At 72.1% G+C, this 15292-nt stretch carries 13 protein-coding genes and 1 pseudogene; 7 read left to right on the forward strand and 7 right to left on the reverse strand.

What is annotated here, in order from left to right; translation table 11 throughout:
- Positions 1 to 73 precede the first annotated feature (73 nt).
- The gene (locus ACQP2F_RS12585; protein ID WP_433303644.1) at positions 74 to 1366 is read left to right on the forward strand and encodes an IS256 family transposase; all 1293 of its coding nucleotides are present in this window, start codon (positions 74 to 76) and stop codon (positions 1364 to 1366) included.
- Positions 1367 to 1426: 60 nt separating this feature from the next.
- A pseudogene (locus ACQP2F_RS12590) lies at positions 1427 to 1876 on the forward strand (transposase); the annotation flags it as partial.
- Between the two features lie 123 nt (positions 1877 to 1999).
- On the opposite strand, the gene ACQP2F_RS12595 reads toward ACQP2F_RS12590, so the two are convergent.
- The 6 genes from ACQP2F_RS12595 to ACQP2F_RS12620 form a co-directional block, all read right to left on the reverse strand.
- Positions 2000 to 2416, reverse strand: coding sequence for an ester cyclase (locus ACQP2F_RS12595; protein WP_433303646.1), 417 nt, complete (start codon positions 2414 to 2416; stop codon positions 2000 to 2002).
- A gap of 39 nt (positions 2417 to 2455) precedes the next feature.
- Complete coding sequence (locus ACQP2F_RS12600; protein WP_433303648.1) at positions 2456 to 3403, reverse strand: NADP-dependent oxidoreductase; 948 nt, start codon at positions 3401 to 3403, stop codon at positions 2456 to 2458.
- A gap of 119 nt (positions 3404 to 3522) precedes the next feature.
- Positions 3523 to 4023: a MarR family winged helix-turn-helix transcriptional regulator gene (locus tag ACQP2F_RS12605; protein ID WP_433303650.1), complete on the reverse strand. Its 501-nt coding sequence runs from the start codon at positions 4021 to 4023 to the stop codon at positions 3523 to 3525.
- A 25-nt stretch (positions 4024 to 4048) separates the two neighbouring features.
- On the reverse strand, positions 4049 to 4528 hold the full coding sequence (locus ACQP2F_RS12610) for an FMN-binding protein (RefSeq protein ID WP_433303652.1): 480 nt from the start codon (positions 4526 to 4528) through the stop codon (positions 4049 to 4051).
- Positions 4529 to 4539: 11 nt separating this feature from the next.
- Positions 4540 to 5937, reverse strand: a complete 1398-nt coding sequence (locus ACQP2F_RS12615; protein ID WP_433303654.1) for a ferredoxin reductase family protein — start codon at positions 5935 to 5937, stop codon at positions 4540 to 4542.
- 80 nt (positions 5938 to 6017) lie between these two features.
- Positions 6018 to 7142 carry a serine hydrolase domain-containing protein gene (locus ACQP2F_RS12620; protein WP_433303656.1) on the reverse strand — a complete coding sequence of 375 codons (1125 nt, stop codon included), beginning with the start codon at positions 7140 to 7142 and terminating at the stop codon, positions 6018 to 6020.
- Positions 7143 to 7301: 159 nt separating this feature from the next.
- Here ACQP2F_RS12620 and ACQP2F_RS12625 point away from each other — a divergent pair, with 159 nt between their 5' ends.
- The 5 genes from ACQP2F_RS12625 (at position 7302) to ACQP2F_RS12645 (ending at position 12584) form a co-directional block, all read left to right on the forward strand.
- Positions 7302 to 8066 (forward strand): ATP-binding cassette domain-containing protein, encoded by a 765-nt coding sequence (locus ACQP2F_RS12625; RefSeq protein ID WP_433303658.1) that lies wholly within the window; start codon positions 7302 to 7304, stop codon positions 8064 to 8066.
- Positions 8063 to 9112: an ABC transporter permease gene (locus ACQP2F_RS12630; RefSeq protein WP_433303660.1), complete on the forward strand. Its 1050-nt coding sequence runs from the start codon at positions 8063 to 8065 to the stop codon at positions 9110 to 9112. Before ACQP2F_RS12625 ends, ACQP2F_RS12630 begins: the two co-directional genes overlap by 4 nt.
- Positions 9113 to 9115: 3 nt before the next feature.
- Positions 9116 to 10153 carry an ABC transporter substrate-binding protein gene (locus ACQP2F_RS12635; protein ID WP_433303662.1) on the forward strand — a complete coding sequence of 346 codons (1038 nt, stop codon included), beginning with the start codon at positions 9116 to 9118 and terminating at the stop codon, positions 10151 to 10153.
- A gap of 91 nt (positions 10154 to 10244) precedes the next feature.
- Positions 10245 to 12110, forward strand: a complete 1866-nt coding sequence (locus ACQP2F_RS12640) for a hypothetical protein (protein WP_433303664.1) — start codon at positions 10245 to 10247, stop codon at positions 12108 to 12110.
- Positions 12111 to 12206: 96 nt separating this feature from the next.
- Complete coding sequence (locus ACQP2F_RS12645) at positions 12207 to 12584, forward strand: hypothetical protein (protein ID WP_433303665.1); 378 nt, start codon at positions 12207 to 12209, stop codon at positions 12582 to 12584.
- Between the two features lie 12 nt (positions 12585 to 12596).
- Here the strand turns inward: ACQP2F_RS12645 and ACQP2F_RS12650 are convergent, their stop codons facing one another.
- Positions 12597 to 15284 (reverse strand): CHAT domain-containing protein, encoded by a 2688-nt coding sequence (locus ACQP2F_RS12650; protein ID WP_433303667.1) that lies wholly within the window; start codon positions 15282 to 15284, stop codon positions 12597 to 12599.
- Positions 15285 to 15292: the final 8 nt, after the last annotated feature.

The following is a 15292-nucleotide window of genomic DNA, read 5'->3' on the forward strand; positions in this document are numbered from 1 at the left end:
CATGACTGATGATCCACGATCGTCCGGGCCGTCCGGCGGTGAGGTATCGCCAGCGCGGCAGACGGTCAATGACATGATCTCGGCCGGGTTGCTGGAGGAGTTGATGGGCCGGGTCGACGCCGAGGGCCTCGCGTTGACCGGCGACGGCGGCGTGCTTGCCGAGCTGGTCAAAGCCGTCCTGGAGCGGGGTCTGGCAGCCGAGCTGACCGGGCATCTGGGCTATGAGAAAGGCGATCCGGCCGGGCGAGGCAGTCCGAACTCGCGCAACGGGCACAGCGCGAAAACCGTCGCGACCGAGGTCGGCGACGTGGCTCTGGCGGTGCCACGGGACCGGGCCGGCTCGTTCGAGCCGCGGCTGGTTGCGAAGGGCGCTCGCCGCACCGGCGGCCTGGACGAGATGATCATCTCGTTGTATGCGGGTGGGATGACCGTCCGCGACATCGGCCATCACCTGCAGCGCACGCTCGGCACGGAGTTGTCGCACGACACCATCTCGAAGATCACCGATGCGGTGCTGGATGAGGTCAAGGCCTGGCAGTCACGGCCGCTGGAAGAGATCTACCCGATCATCTACCTGGACGCGCTGGTGGTGAAGGTCCGCGACGGGCACACGGTGAAGAACCGGGCCGCGCACATCGCCGTCGGTGTCGATCTCGACGGCGTGAAGCACGTGCTGGGGATCTGGGTCCAGGCCACCGAAGGCGCGAAGTTCTGGGCCGGGGTCTGCGCCGAGCTACGCAACCGCGGAATCCGCGACACGCTGATCGTCTGCTGTGACGGGCTGACCGGCTTCCCCGAGGCCATCGAGGCGACCTGGCCGCAATCAACGGTGCAGACCTGCACCGTGCACCTGATCCGGGCCGCGATGCGGTTCGTGTCGTACCAGGACCGCAAGAAGGTCGCCGCCGCGTTGAAACCGATCTACACCGCGCCCACGGTCGAGGTCGCCGAGACCGAACTGCTCGCGTTCACCGAATCAGCGTTGGGCCGCAAGTATCCGGCCGCGGTCGCGACCTGGAGCAACGCGTGGGAACGGTTCATCCCGTTCCTCGCGTTCCCGCCCGAGCTCCGCAAAATCATCTACACCACCAACGCGATCGAGTCGTTGAACTACCAGCTGCGCAAGGTCATCAAGAACCGCGGGCACTTCCCGTCGGATGACGCCGCGATCAAACTGCTCTGGCTGGCCATCCGCGACATCGAGGACAAACGCGCCCGCGCCCGGGCGAAGGAGAAAGGCCTGCCTCCCAACGAACGTCGCGCCCCGGCCCGCCTGGTCGAAGGCGCTGTCGTCCAAGGCTGGCGACAAGCTCTCGGCGCCCTCGCCCTGCACTACCCGGACCGCATCGGGCCTTACATCAACTGATCCACATTTAAGATCATTTACACAAAGATCTTGACAGGCTCGCGCGCCCCGTCGATCTGCGACCTCATTCTCACCGCCGGACCGCACACGGCACGCCGAGTGACCTGGCGCGACGGCTCCCGTCGTCGCAACGGCCGGCCAGTCCCGATGAGCTCGAGGTTCGTGTTCCAGCGGATCCGCCCGGCCGGTCCGGCCATCCGCTCGGCCCATGTAGGCCAGGACCTGCCCGCGGCCTGGCTGATCGCCGAATGGCCGGCCGGAGCCGACGAACCGATCAAATACTGGCTGTCGAACCTGCCCGAACGCACCCCGAAACGCACCCTGATCCGGCTGGCGAAACTACGCTGGCGCATCGAGCACGACTACCGCGAAATCAAGACCGGCCTCGGCCTGGACCACTACGAAGGCCGCACCTGGCAAGGATTCCACCACCACGTCACCCTCGTCTGCGCCGCCCACGCCTTCCTGACCCTGCACCGCCTCGACCCAAAAACCCGTGCGCCGGAATGACTCTCTACGCGGTACTCCGACGCCTGCAACACCTGCTCGCCGGCCTCATCGGCACCTGCCCCACCTGCGGAACCGGATTCCCCACCCCCGCTAGGCAACGCCGAAAACCATGACAAAGCACTACTAGTCGCGCCGGTTGATGGCGGCGGTCAGGCCGGCCCCGAGGAGCAGGCCCAGTTCGTCGGACACGGCCCGGACCTCGGTGATCTTCCCGTCCGCGACGGTGAAGAGATCGATCACCGAGGCCTCGAGCACGGCGCCGGACGCGGGCATCGGGCCGAGCCGCGACCCGAGCGTCCCGGTGTGCCGCCCGCGCAGCACGAAGGCCACCGCGACGCGGTCGCCGGCGGTGAAGACGTCGAGGATCTCCCGCGACTGCTCGCTGATCGCCGCATGCAGGCCGCGGGCCATGGCGGCCAGAGCGGCCGGCGGAGTGGCCACACCGTTGAGAATGACCGGATCCGCGTACAGCCGCACGAACGCCTCCGCGTTGCCCGGCTCGTCCCACACCGCCATCAGGCGCTCCAGATCGAGGCTCATGCGAGCAATCCTCTCAGGAGCCTCTCGCGCACCGAAGAGCTACGCGGCGGGGGCGACGATGACGACCTTGCCGCTCGGGAGCGTGCCGGCGGCGGCGTCGGCGTGGACGGCCGGCAGCTCGGCCAGCGGCACCCGCTCGGCGACCTCGATCCGCAGCTCGCCGCGGTCGACCAGCGAGACCAGGTGCGCCAGCTGGGCCGCGTCGCTGCGGACGAAGAGGTCGATGCCGCGTACGCCGCGCTCGTCGTCGCTGGGCGCGGGCATCCACACCGTCGTGTTGACCAGCACGCCGCCGTCGCGGATCAGGCCCAGCAGCGCGGCCAGGCGGTCCGGCTCGATCGGCGCCAGGTTGAGCACGACGTCGACCGGCTCGCTCACCGCGGCGATGACGTCGGTGGTGGTGTGGTCGATGACCTCGTCGGCGCCGGCCGCCGTGACGCGCCCGCCGCTGCGCGGGCTCGCGATGGCGAGCACGTGGGCGCCGGCCTGCTTGGCCAGCTGGACGGCGTAGCCGCCGACCGCACCGCCGGCGCCGTTGATCAGCACGCGCTGCCCGGCCGTCAGCTTCGCGTGCTCGAACAGCGCCTGCCACGCGGTCAGGCCCACCGTCGGCAGCGCCGCGGCGTCGGCCAGCGGCACGCCGGCCGGGGCCGCCGCCAGGATCTCGGCCGGGGCCACGACGTACTCGGCGGCGGCGCCGTCGCCGGTCATCGGCAGGAACCCGATGACCGGGTCGCCGGCCGCGAAGCCGCGCACACCCTCGCCCGGCGCCGCGACCGTGCCGGACACGTCGATGCCCGGCGTGTGCGGCAGCGTCACCGGGATCGGGCCTTGCATGAACCCGGCGCGGATGTTGCCGTCGACGCCGTTGAACGACGTCGCGGCGACCCGGATCAGCACCTGCCCGGCGCCGGGGACGGGCTGCTCGACGTCCTCGTAACGCAGCACGCCGGGATCGCCGTACTCGTGGAAACGCACTGCCTTCATCGCGGGGTCCTCGTCTCTTCCGGCTCGCAAGTGCTTCGTCTTCGAAGCACTTGCCGACCATAGCACGCTTCGAATTCGAAACAACTGGCTCGGACTGTGAGCCGGCCTACAACCGCCGGCTATCGGTTGCGGCCGGCGCGCGGCCGGGCCGACCGGGGCGGTGTGGCCCGCATGTGCTCGCGGACCCGGCCGAGGACGGTGCCGAGTGCGGCGACATCCTTGCGGTTCATCGGTTCGAACAGCAGCTGCCGTACGCGTTCGACGTGCCCGGGAAGCACGTGGGCGACCAGCTCCCGGCCGGCGTCGGTGACCGTCACCATGACGCTGCGCTCGTCGTCCGGCGACGGCGCGCGGGTGATCATGCCTCGTTTCTCCAGCAGCCCGGCCTGATAGGTGAGCCCGCTGCGGCTGTAGACGACGCCGTCGGCCAGGTCGGTCATCCGGAGCCGGCCCTCGGGCGCGTCCACCAGGCGGGCGAGGATCTGGAACTGCACGTAGCTGAGGTCACCGTCGGCGCGCAGGTGCTCGTCCACCGCGTACTGCAGGAGGCTGCTGACCTCCATCAGCGCGAAGTACGCGCCGAGCTGCTCCGAGTTCAGGCCGGGCGCCGGATCGCTCACCCCGTGATCGTACGTGCCGGGGGAACTACCCCAGGTGCGCGGCGTCGAGGGCGGACTGCAGCGACTCCAGGTAGCCGTTGGTGGTGACGGTCGCGCCCGAGACGGCGTCGATGTTCGCGCTCTGCGCCTGCAGCGTCTCCTGGGTGAGCACCGGCAGGGCGTACGCGTTGATCTCCTGGTCCCGGCCGTTGCCGTTGGGGTAGACCGGCACCTGGACGTCGGTGATCTTGCCGTCGGTGACCGTGATCGTGACCTGGACGTCGCCCCAGCGGGTGGAGGCGGTCGAGCCGGTGTAGGTCTTGCTGCCGGTAGCGGACGAGGAAGCCGACGGCGAAGAGGAAGCGGACGGCGAGGAGGAGGGCGACGGCGAGACCGGCGAGACCGGCGAGACCGGCGCGGTGGCCGCGACCGCCGGGCCGGCGCCGCTGTTGGTGCTGGTGCGGTAGCTGAACAGCAGCACGAGGACGGCGATCGTGGACAGGAACCAGAGGGAGATCCGGCGCATCGGAGAGTCCTTCACCAGGCGAACAGTTCGGTGTGCAGGTGGGCGGGGCGGACGCCGGCGTCCAGGGCCGCCGCCCGGGCGGCTCCCGTCCACGCCTCGGGCCCGCACAGATAGACGTGCGAGGCGGCGATGCCGGGCACCATCCGGCGCAGCGCATCGGGATGGCCGGCGTACGGGGCGGGCAGCCACGACGGCTTGTCCGCGCGCGGCCCGAAGAGGAAGATCACGCGGACCCCGCGGTGCTCGGCGAACCACTCGAGCTCGTCCCGGAACGCGACCTCGGCCTCGCTGCGGGCGCGGTAGATCAGCGTGGCCTGGCCCGGCGCGTACCGGAGCTCGCCCAGCAGGGCCAGCAGTGGGGTGACGCCGATCCCGCAGGCCAGCATGGTCACCGGCCCGCCCCGGTAGGTCTCGCCGGTGAGCTTGCCGTAGGGCCCCTCGATCAGCGCCCGGGTGCCGGGCCGCAGCGTGCCGGCCCGGGAGCTGCCGTCACCCAGGTCCTTCACGGTGATCCGCAGCTCGTGGCCGTGCGGGGTGGCCGACAGCGAGTACGGGTGGCCGCGGGTCCAGCCGGGCCCGTCGAGGAAGCGCCACTGGAAGAACTGCCCGGCGCGGACCGGCAGGCGGTCGAGACGCCGCCCGGTCAGATAGACCGAGGTGAGACCGGGGCCCTCGGCGACGACCCGGGAGACCACCAGGCGGTGGCGCGCGTTGCGCCAGACGGGCAGGCCGATCCGGTACGCGACGACGGCGCCGGCCGCCACGGCGTAGAGCGTCCACCAATAGGCCGTCGAGGCGGCCGAGCCGATGAAGTCGGCACCGGTCCACAGCTGGTGGGGCAGGGCGAGACCGACGCCGGCGTACGCGTACAGGTGCAGCAGGTGCCAGGACTCGTACCGCAGCTTGCGCCGGGCCGCCCGGACCGAGGTGACCACCACCATGACCAGCGCCAGCGTGCCGGCGGTCGCCAGCAGCATGCCGGGGTAGGTCCGGATCAGGTCCCACAGCTCGCCGAGGACGTGCGGCGAGTCCGTCCCGGTGTAGCCGACGGTGATCAGCACGACGTGGGCCATCATCAGCCAGAACGAGGTGAACCCCGTCCACCGGTGCCAGCGGGACAGCCGGTCCTGGCCGAAGGCCCGCTCGGCCAGCGGGATCCGGGCCATCAGCAGCACCTGCAGCAACAGCAGGTCCGAGGCCCACAGGCCGGTGAGCCGCCCGATCGCGGTGGCGGCGCCGGAGCCGCCGGCGGCGACCTGCTGGACGCCGCCGTGGTGCACCCACAGCGCGGTCACGATCAGCATCGACACGCCGGCGGCGACGCCACCGAGATCGGCCCACCAACGCGGCGTCACGCGGGGCGCGGCGCCGGCGGCGGTGGGTCTGCGAACAGGGGCGGTGACAGTCATGCACCCACGATCGGTGGCGTTGCTGTGGAACGAAGGCGGGCTTCCTATGGACTTCCTGTGCGGTTCCTATCAAGGCCCGCTCAGGAGGCGCCGGCGCACAGCGCCGCGTCGACGCTGTTCGAGACGTCGGTCACCTGGTCGAGCGAGGTCGGCAGGCCGGTGACCGCGACGACCGCGCTGCGGCCGTCCTCGGTGACCAGGTTGCGGGTCTCGAAGCCCTGGATGTCGCCGCCGTGTCCCCAGGCGTAGCCGCCGCAGGGCAGCGCGTGCCGGGCGAGGCCCAGTCCGTACTCCCAGCCGGCGGTCGGTTCGAAGTCGGGCGCCGGCACCGTGGTCATCATCGCCTTCTGCTGGGCGGGCCCGAGCAGCCGGCCCTGGATCAGCGCCTCGAGGAACGTGCGCAGGTCGTCCGGGGTCGACACCAGCTGGCCGGCCGACCAGCCCAGCGACGGGTCCATCTCGGTGACGTCGACCCACGGCTCGCCGTCGCCCACCGCGACGTACCCGTGCGGGTGGGTGCCGCGCAGGCGCTGCTCGCCCACGCCCGGCCAGTACGTGTCGCGCAGTCCCAGCGGCTCGATGATGCGCCGGGTGATCTCCTCGCCGATCGGCCGCTCGGTCACCCGCTCGGCGAGGAGCCCGAGCAGCACGTAGTTGGTGTTGCTGTACTCCCACTTGGTGCCGGGCGGGAAGCTCACGGGCCGGGTCAGCGCGGCGTCGACGAGCCGGCGCGGCTCGAAGTAGGAGTGGCTCTTGCCGACCAGGTCGGCGGGCGCGGTGAACAGCACGTCGTCGTAGTCGGGCAGCCCGCTGACCTGCTGGAGCAGCTGCCGCACGGTGATCTTTCCGGGGACCAGGCCGGGCAGGTAGTGCTCGACCGTCCCGTCGAGGTCGATCTTGCCCTCGCCGGCGAGCTGCAGCACGACGACGGCGGTGAACGTCTTGGTGTTGCTGCCGATGCGGACCTGGCCGTCCCGGGGCACCGGCCGCCCGGTGGCCAGGTCGCCGACGCCGGCCGTGTACTGCCGGACGTGTCCCCGGGCGTCGCGCACGGAGGCGAGCGCGCCGGGAAAGTGGTCGTCGCGCACCAGTTGGTCGAGCGCGCGCTGCACGGTGCCGGGGCGGGTCGCGGCCTGGCTGCCGGCGGGCACGGCAACGAGGGCGGCGGCCGCCAGCGCGACGGCCACGGGGATCCGGAAACGCATGGTTCTCTCCTTTGCTCAGCGAACTGCCGATCGATGTTCAGCCTTGGTCAGGAGCGGCCCGCGAACCATCCCGCCTGCTGCCCACCGCTGGTACAGCAGCCTGTACCTATGGATCTTTTTCGATGAGATGGCTTATGTTCGACTCGGAGGTGACTCCGGATGACTCCCCTGCTCGAGGCGCGCGGCCTCTCGCGAAGCTTCGGACACGTCCGCGCCCTGAACGACGCCTCGTTCGACGTCGGCGCCGGGGAGGTCGTCGCGCTGATCGGTGACAACGGCGCCGGGAAGTCGACAATGGTCAAGGCGCTCACCGGCAACCTCGCCCTCGACGCCGGGGAGCTGTGGTTCGCCGGCGAGCGGGTCACCATCACCAACCCGCACCAGGCGTCGGCGATGGGCATGGAGGTCGTCTACCAGGACCTCGCCCTGGCGCCGCACCTCAACCCGGTGCAGAACATGTTCCTCGGCCGTGAGCTCCCGCGCCGGGGGCTGCTCGGCCGGCTCGGCTTCATGGACGAGAAGCGGATGCGGGCCCGGGCCGAGGCCGGCTTCGCCGAGCTCGGCGGCACCGTCACCGCGCTGAGCTCGCCGGTCGGGTCGATGTCCGGCGGCCAGCGGCAGCAGATCGCGATCGTGCGGGCGATCAGCTGGGCCGACAAGATCGTGTTTCTGGACGAGCCGACCGCGGCCCTCGGCGTCGTGCAGACCCGCAACGTGCTGGACACCATCAAGCGGGTACGGGACAAGGGCATCGCCGTGGTGCTCATCTCGCACTCGATGCCGCAGGTCCTCGAGGTCGCCGACCGCATCCAGGTGATGCGCCTGGGCACCCGGGTCGCCACCATGCCCGCCGCCGGCACGACCGTCGAGCAACTGGTCGGCGCCATGACCGGCGCCCTCGACCGCCCGGGCAACGGGTCATGAGCGACCAGGCCGTCCTCGACAACCCGGCCGGGGAGTCCGCCCTGCGCCGCCTCGGCCGCCTGCAGTCGGTGTGGATCCTCGGCGTCCTGGTCGTCATCGTCGCCGCGTTCTCCGCGGCGGCCGGCACCAAGTTCCTGTCCACCAGCAACTTCTCGCTCATCTCGCAGAACATCGCGGTCTGGGCGGTGCTCGGGGTCGGCATGACGTTCGTCATCGTCACGGCCGGCATCGACCTGTCGATCGGCTCGGTCCTGGTCTTCTCCTCGGTGGTGGCCGCGAAGATCATGGAGGCGATCGGCGGCGACGGCTGGTCGACCGCGGCGGTCGGGATCGCCGGCGCCCTGGCCTCGGGCATCGCCTGGGGCACGCTCAACGGCTTCCTCATCGCCAAGGCCCGGATCCCGCCGCTGATCGTGACGCTCGGCGCGCTGTCGGTCGCGCTCGGGCTGGCCCAGGTGATCACCGGCGGCATCGACATCCGGTCGGTCCCCGAGGCGCTGACGGACTTCAACACGTACATCAAGATCCTGGGAATTCCCGCTCTTCCGTTCGTCGCCCTGGTGGTGGTGACCGTGGGCGGCATCGTGCTGCACAAGACGCGGTTCGGGCGCTACACCTACGCCGTCGGCTCGAACGAGCTCGCCGCGCGGCGGGTCGGCATCGGCGTCGACCGGCACCTCATCCGGGTGTACGCGTTGTCGGGCGCCTGCGCGGGCCTCGGAGCGGTCCTCGCCCTGGCCCAGTTCGGCACCACCACGATCGCCGGTCAGTCGCTGACCAACCTCAACGTCATCGCCGCCGTCGTCATCGGCGGCACCTCGATCTTCGGCGGGGAGGGCTCCATCTTCGGCACCGTGGTCGGCCTGTTCATCCCCGCCGTCCTGCAGGCCGGCTTCGTGATCATCGGGGTCGAGGCCTTCTGGCAGGGCGTCGCCGTCGGCTCGGTCCTGGTGGCCGCCGTCTACGTCGACCAGTCACGCCGCGCGGCCGCCCTGCGCGGCAGTTCCCGTTCCTCGTTCCTGTCCCTGCTCAAGACGACGAGGTGAAGCATGAGGCACAACCGACTCATCCCGTACGCCGCCGGCGCCGCGCTCGTGGTCGCGCTGGCCGCCTGCACGAGCTCCAAGCCGACGGGCAGCGCCGCCAACACCGCCGCGGGCAACCCGAGCGCCGCCGCCGCGTCCGCCGCCGTGGTGCCGGAGAAGGCGAAGAAGAACTACAACCTGCAGTTCATCCAGGGCGTCACCGGCGACGAGTTCTACATCACCATGCAGTGCGGCATCGAGGCCGAGGCGGCCAGGCTCGGCGTCACGGTCAAGACTCAGGGCCCGCAGAAGTTCGACCCGACCCTGCAGAAGCCGATCCTGGACTCGGTGGTGGCGGCCAAGCCGGACGCGATCCTGATCGCGCCGACCGACGTCACCGCCATGCAGACGCCGTTGCAGGCGGCGGCCGCGGCCGGCATCAAGGTGATCCTCGTCGACACCACCACCAAGGATCCGTCCTACGCGGCCAGCGCCATCGCGTCGGACAACGTCGGCGGCGGGAAGGCCGCCTTCGAGGCCATCAAGCGGCTCAACCCCGACGGCGGCAAGGTCATGGTGATGTCGACCGACCCCGGCGTCTCCACGGTGGACCTGCGCATCAAGGGCTTCGAGGACGCGGCCAAGGCCGACCCGAAGTTCCAGTACCTGCCGGTGCAGTACTCGCACAACGACCCGGCGACGGCCGCCAACCTGATCAGCTCGGCGCTGCAGCGCGACCCCGATCTCAAGGGCGTCTTCGCCGCCAACCTCTTCGCGGCCGAGGGCACGGCGACCGGCGTACGGCAGGCGGGCAAGACCAGCACCGTCAAGATCGTGGGCTTCGACGCCGGCCCGAACCAGATCAAGGCCCTCCAGGAGGGCACGGTGCAGGCCCTGATCGCCCAGCAGCCCGGCGACATCGGCCAGTACGGCGTCGACGAGGCCGTGGCCGCCCTCGACGGCGGCCAGGTCCAGCAGAAGATCCAGACCGGCTTCACCGCCATCACGAAGGAGAACCTGAGCGGCGAGGGCGGAAAGGCCGCCTACAAGTCCAGCTGCTAAGTATGCGACAGATGGCGGCGCCCGGTATCAGCGCGCGGCTCCCGTCCTCTTCCCCTCGTAGGCCGAACAACGGGACGGGGACGGGGACGTCATGTCGATCATCTGGGAGAGCAAGCCGACGAACGGCTACCACGAGCCGGCGGCGGTCAAGCCGGCCGCCGCCGCCGCGAAGCCGGCCGTTGCCCGCAAGCCGCCCTCGTGGTGGGTGTGCAACCGGACGCCGCGGCCGATCTGGCTCGAGCATCAGGGGCGGGTCTTCACGCTCGCCCCGCTCGAGGAGCGGACCTGGCGGACCGGCGATCCGCGGGAGGCGTTCCCCGATCTGCGCCGGCTCGAGGACCGCCGCCAGGTCGAGGTCGGTCAGCACCGGGCCGGCCCGGCCGGCGACGGGCTGCTGTCCACCTCGGTCCGCGTCACGCTCGTTCTCGCCTTCCTCTGGGCCGCCTCGTTCTGGCCGCTCCCGACCTGGTGGTGGCTGCGCATCGGCGCCGTCCTCGGCATCGGCGTGGGGTTGTGCTTCCTGCTGCTGGTGCTGCGCCCGTCCCGCCGCCGCGCGGGCCGTCAGGCGCGCCGGCGGACCTGGTACAACGCCACGATGGCGATGGTCGTCGTGGTCGGCATCCTGATGCCGACCATCGTGCTCTACTTCGCCACCGACCTGAACAACGTGATCTCGGTCTGGCCGGACGGCTTCCACATCGACATGACGCAGCCGCTGGTGCTCATCGGCCGCTTCATGCAGCTCACCTTCATCGCCGTCGCCACGCTGCTGCCGGCCCTGATGTACTTCCAGTTCGACGCCGAGCGGCTCGGCACCCTGCGCGACCGGTGGATCCAGAACGTCTTCCGGCTCGACCCGGCGGTGGCCACCACCTACGACGTCTACGCCAAGTACGGCAAGCAATTGGAGGAGGCGTACGGCGGTCTCGGCGACGGCCGGGGACGGCTCACCCGCGGGCGCCGGTCGCCGATCATCCTGGCCACCCTGGTCCTGGCCTTCGGCTGGGTGCTGATCCTGCTCAAGGCCGGCGACCACATCGACGTCGGGCCGGCGCTGTCCTTCGTGGCGCTGCTCGACCCGGACCAGTCCATGATCACCTTCGCCTTCCTGGGCGCCTACTTCTTCGCGCTGCAGCTGGTCTGGCAGGGTTACGTGCGGGCGGACCTGCGGCCCAAGACCTACACCACGATTGCCGTACGGGTGCTGGTCGTCGTCGTCCTCGCCTGGCTCATCGACGGCACGACCGGCGCCAGCACGAACTCCAAGCCGCTGTACCTGCTCGCGTTCGCGGCCGGCTTCGTGCCCGACCGGGTGCTGCACCTGCTCTGGGAGAAGGCCGTGCCCAAGCTCGGCCGGGTCCTCAACCAGGACCGCCAGCAGCAGCTCACCGAGCTCGAGGGCATCGACCTCTACGAGCGCACCCGGCTCTGGGAGGAGGGCATCACCTCGGTCGAGGCGCTGGCCCACCACGATCTGCTCGACCTGTTCTTCAAGACCCGGATCCCGGCCGCGCGCCTGGTGGACTGGGTCGACCAGGCGATCCTGGCGATGTACCTCAACACCGACGAGACCGGCGGTCCGGGGCTGCGCTCGGCGTTGCGGGAGCTGAGCATCCGGACTGCCAGCGACCTGGTCGAGCTGACCCGGCGCTCGGACTGCGGCGGCCAGGTGGGCGACCGCGAGCTGGACCGGCTGGCCGGCGCCGTGCACGTCATCCTGGCCGGGCAGCACCGGGCGACCATCAAATGCCGCCTGACCGTCCTGATCGCCACGCTCGACCACAGCGAGTGGCTGGGCCGCATCGAGAACTGGCGGCGCAGCGACCTGATCGAGCGGGATCCGGCCGGCCGGCTCTACATCGACGGCCGGGGCGAGCTGCGGCCCGGCGATCCCCGGTTCGGTCTCGCCGGCGGCGCCCCGACGCCCTGCTGCCCGCCCGCGGCCGAGGCCGGCTGATCGGCATGGACTGTCAAATCGGTTACGCAGCAACGCCGGTCGCCGTCCGCGCGCTGTTAGCCTGGTGCGGAGCTTCCGGCGACGGCGGAGATCAGCATGACGACCGAGGTCATCATGAGAGTCGATGAGCGCGGCGCCGACTCGCGACGGCTGCGCGAGCTGGCCGAGGAGCTGCAGGCCGATCTCGTGGTGCGGGGCGTCGACGACGCGCGGCTGGTCCGGCGGGACGACACCGCGGTCGGGGCCCGGGGCTTCGATCCGGGCTCGCTCGGTGTGCTGCTGGTGTCGATCCAGGGTTCGGCGCAGGCGCTGCTGCAACTGGTCGAGAGCGCCCGTGCCTGGCTCGGGCGGGGCAACCGGCCGCGCGCGGTCGAGCTCACCATCGGCGAGGCGACGCTGACCCTGTCCGACGCCTCCGCCGACCAGCAGGAGCGGCTGATCGACGAGTTCATCCGGGTCAGCTCCCGGTCGTAGGGCCGGCCGCGGCTATCCCGCGCCGAAGCACACGAACGGCGCGAGCGGGTCGGCGTTCGACGCCTCGGCCAGCGCCCGGGCCGGCGCGACGCCGGCCGCGACCGCCTGGTGGTAGTGGGTCATGACCGCCACCGCGCCCGGGTGACTCACCTGGGCGACGCTGGAGACGACACTCTCCGCGCCGGCGTAGAGCAGCGCCGCGGTGAAGCCGAGGATCTCGTCGCCCGGCCGCACCACCGCCCGGCCGACGTCGCAGGCGGAGAGCGTGACCTGGCGCGGCGCCGCGGTCAGCTGCTCGATGTCGTAGGCCATCAGCGGGCCGTCGACCAGGTCGAGACAGGAGAACAGCACGTTCTCCCGCTCGTGGTGGCCGTGCGCGGCCAGGTGGGCGATCGGCGCGCCGTCCAGCGCGCGGAGGGTGGCCGCGACCGTGGCGTCGGCGCCCGACAGCGTGCGGCTGCCGTGATGGGCGCGCGCGGTCTCCTCGATCTCGATCTCGGCGTGCTGCAGCCCGGGCCCGGCGACCAGGAGCGGCGGATTGCCCGGAGCCGGATTGCCCGGTGCCGGATTGCCCGGTGCCGGATCGCCCGGTGCCGGATCGCCCGGTGCCGCATCGGCCTTCGCCGCGGCCGGGCGGGAGGTGCCGAGCCAGGCCGAGGCGGACGCCGCGACCGTCACCGGCCGGCCGCGCAGCGGGGGCAGCAGGCCCCACGGGATGGACGACAGCTCCATCGTGGGCACCACCACCAGCTCGCGGTCGCCGAGGACGCGGACCAGCGGGAGCACGACCTGCTCGCTCACGATGGCGACGTTGCGGCGCAGCGATGCCCGGATGACCTCCTCGATCGCCTTCGGCAGACCGCCGGCGGCGAGCACGTCGAGGTCGGCCACCAGCCGGGCGGCGGCCTCCCGGACGACCGCGTAGTCGCCGAGCGGGACCAGGCGGACGTCGCGGCGGTCGACCAGCAACGCGGTGACCCGGCCGCGGTGCACCAGGAAGCTGGCCATGGCCCGGTCGGTGGCCGCCAGCCGGGCCAGCACGGCGGGCAGGGCCGCCACCGGGGCGCTCTGGCCGGGACCGCCGACCCGCCACGTCCGTTCCCGGATCAGACGTTCCAGCTCCGCGCAGCGGGCCCGGGCGGCGGCCGCCGCCGGGCGATCGATCGCCGGGTCGCGCATCGTGTAGCGCAGCTGCCGCAGCTCGGCCAGGGCGTCGGCGGTCTCGGGGTCGGCCGGCGGGTGCACCGGCGGGATCTGGAAGGCCTGGGCCCGGGACCGTTCCGACCAGGCGAAGATCGTGCGGGGCGAGCCGTCCCCGAAGGCGGCCTCGAGCCCGGCCGTTGCCAGCTCCCGGCCGAGCGCGGTCACGCCGGCCTGCAGGTCGACGCTGCCGAGCCGGCTGCGGTGCTGCTGCAGACCGGACAGCCCGGCGCGGACCTCGGCCAGCACCAGCCGCCGCCGGCCCCGGGCCCGGGCCAGCTCGGCGCGGGCCAGGCGGCGCATCAGCGACAGCTCGATCGGCACCGGCGGCGGCAGCCGGCGGATGCTCGCCTCGAGCTCGTGGGCCCGGTCGGCGTGGCCGCCCGCGATCAGCGCCCGCACGCCGACCAGGTCGGCCATCTCGGCGTCGGGCAGCAGCTCGACGGCGCGCAGGCCGCCCGCGACCCGGAGCGCGCGGGCGGCGAGCATGGCCGGCCGGAGGGCGTGCGGCAGGTCGGCCCGTAGCTGGGTCAGCGCCGCCAGCTCGGCCCAGGCCAGGTTGGAGCGTCGCCGGAACCGCCGCTTGGCCCGGCTCGCCCAGCCGCTGGCGGCGACGTGGTCGCCGGCGTGCAGCGCGGCCTGCGCGCGCAGCAGCTCGGCCTCGGCCTGCTCCTGGGTGAGGCGCTGGCGGCGGGCGGCGGTGATCACCTCGTCGAGGGCGCGGCCGGCCTCGTAGAAGAGCCCGGCGGCGAGCAGCGCGCGGGCCTGGGCGGCACGCAGCACGGGCAGGAAACCGGGCGCGTGCCGCAGATACAGCGTCTCGGCCTCGCCGAAGGCGGCCAGCGCGCTCGGCAGGTGCCCGGCGAGCAGGTCACAGTAGGCCCGGTTGTGGGTGGCCTTGGCCGCGAGCATGCCGAGGTCGTGCTGGCGGGCCAGGTGCCGGCACCGGTTGAGGTCGTCGCGGGCGGCCCGCACGCGGCCCGAGTGCAGGTGCACCGAGGCCCGGTTGAGCAGCGTCGAGCACAGCACCGCGACGTGCCGCTCGGCGCCCAGCAGCGGGATGGCCCGGTCGAAGTAGGGCATGCTCTCGGTGTAGCGGCCGGTGCGGTAGAGCATCAGCGCCCGCTGCTGGAGCAGGACACCCTCGTCGGCCGGGTCGACCAGCCCGGCCGCGTGGTCGAGCAGCTCGAAGCCGTACCGCGTGTGCCCGAGCTCGGCCTCGGCGTAGGCCAGGCTGATCAGCAGGCGGGCGACCAGCGCCGGATGGGAGACGGAGTCGGCCGGGGGAACGCCGGCCGGGGAGGCGCCGGCCGGGAGGGCGCCGGCCGGGGGTGTGCCGGCCGGGGGAGCGGGCCGGCCGAGCAGCGCGAGCCCGGCCCGCAGATGGCGGGCGCCGTCGGACGGGCGGCCGTCCGAGGTCGCCGCCACGCCGCGCGCGTGCAGGCCCCGGGCGGTCGTCTCGCGTGCGGACGGATCCGCGTCGAGGCCGGGGACGCCCACCCCTGTAT

The sequence above is a fragment of the Actinoplanes sp. CA-030573 genome (assembly GCF_050951115.1).
Taxonomy (GTDB): domain Bacteria; phylum Actinomycetota; class Actinomycetes; order Mycobacteriales; family Micromonosporaceae; genus Actinoplanes.

Bases quoted from the DNA above. Each gene is read 5' to 3' on its own strand.
- ACQP2F_RS12585 (WP_433303644.1), top strand. From the start codon at position 74: ATGATCTCGGCCGGGTTGCTGGAGGAGTTGATGGGCCGGGTCGACGCC.
- ACQP2F_RS12595 (WP_433303646.1), bottom strand. From the start codon at position 2,416: ATGAGCCTCGATCTGGAGCGCCTGATGGCGGTGTGGGACGAGCCGGGC.
- ACQP2F_RS12600 (WP_433303648.1), bottom strand. From the start codon at position 3,403: ATGAAGGCAGTGCGTTTCCACGAGTACGGCGATCCCGGCGTGCTGCGT.
- ACQP2F_RS12610 (WP_433303652.1), bottom strand. From the start codon at position 4,528: ATGCGCCGGATCTCCCTCTGGTTCCTGTCCACGATCGCCGTCCTCGTG.
- ACQP2F_RS12615 (WP_433303654.1), bottom strand. From the start codon at position 5,937: ATGACTGTCACCGCCCCTGTTCGCAGACCCACCGCCGCCGGCGCCGCG.
- ACQP2F_RS12620 (WP_433303656.1), bottom strand. From the start codon at position 7,142: ATGCGTTTCCGGATCCCCGTGGCCGTCGCGCTGGCGGCCGCCGCCCTC.
- ACQP2F_RS12625 (WP_433303658.1), top strand. From the start codon at position 7,302: ATGACTCCCCTGCTCGAGGCGCGCGGCCTCTCGCGAAGCTTCGGACAC.
- ACQP2F_RS12630 (WP_433303660.1), top strand. From the start codon at position 8,063: ATGAGCGACCAGGCCGTCCTCGACAACCCGGCCGGGGAGTCCGCCCTG.
- ACQP2F_RS12635 (WP_433303662.1), top strand. From the start codon at position 9,116: ATGAGGCACAACCGACTCATCCCGTACGCCGCCGGCGCCGCGCTCGTG.
- ACQP2F_RS12640 (WP_433303664.1), top strand. From the start codon at position 10,245: ATGTCGATCATCTGGGAGAGCAAGCCGACGAACGGCTACCACGAGCCG.
- ACQP2F_RS12645 (WP_433303665.1), top strand. From the start codon at position 12,207: ATGACGACCGAGGTCATCATGAGAGTCGATGAGCGCGGCGCCGACTCG.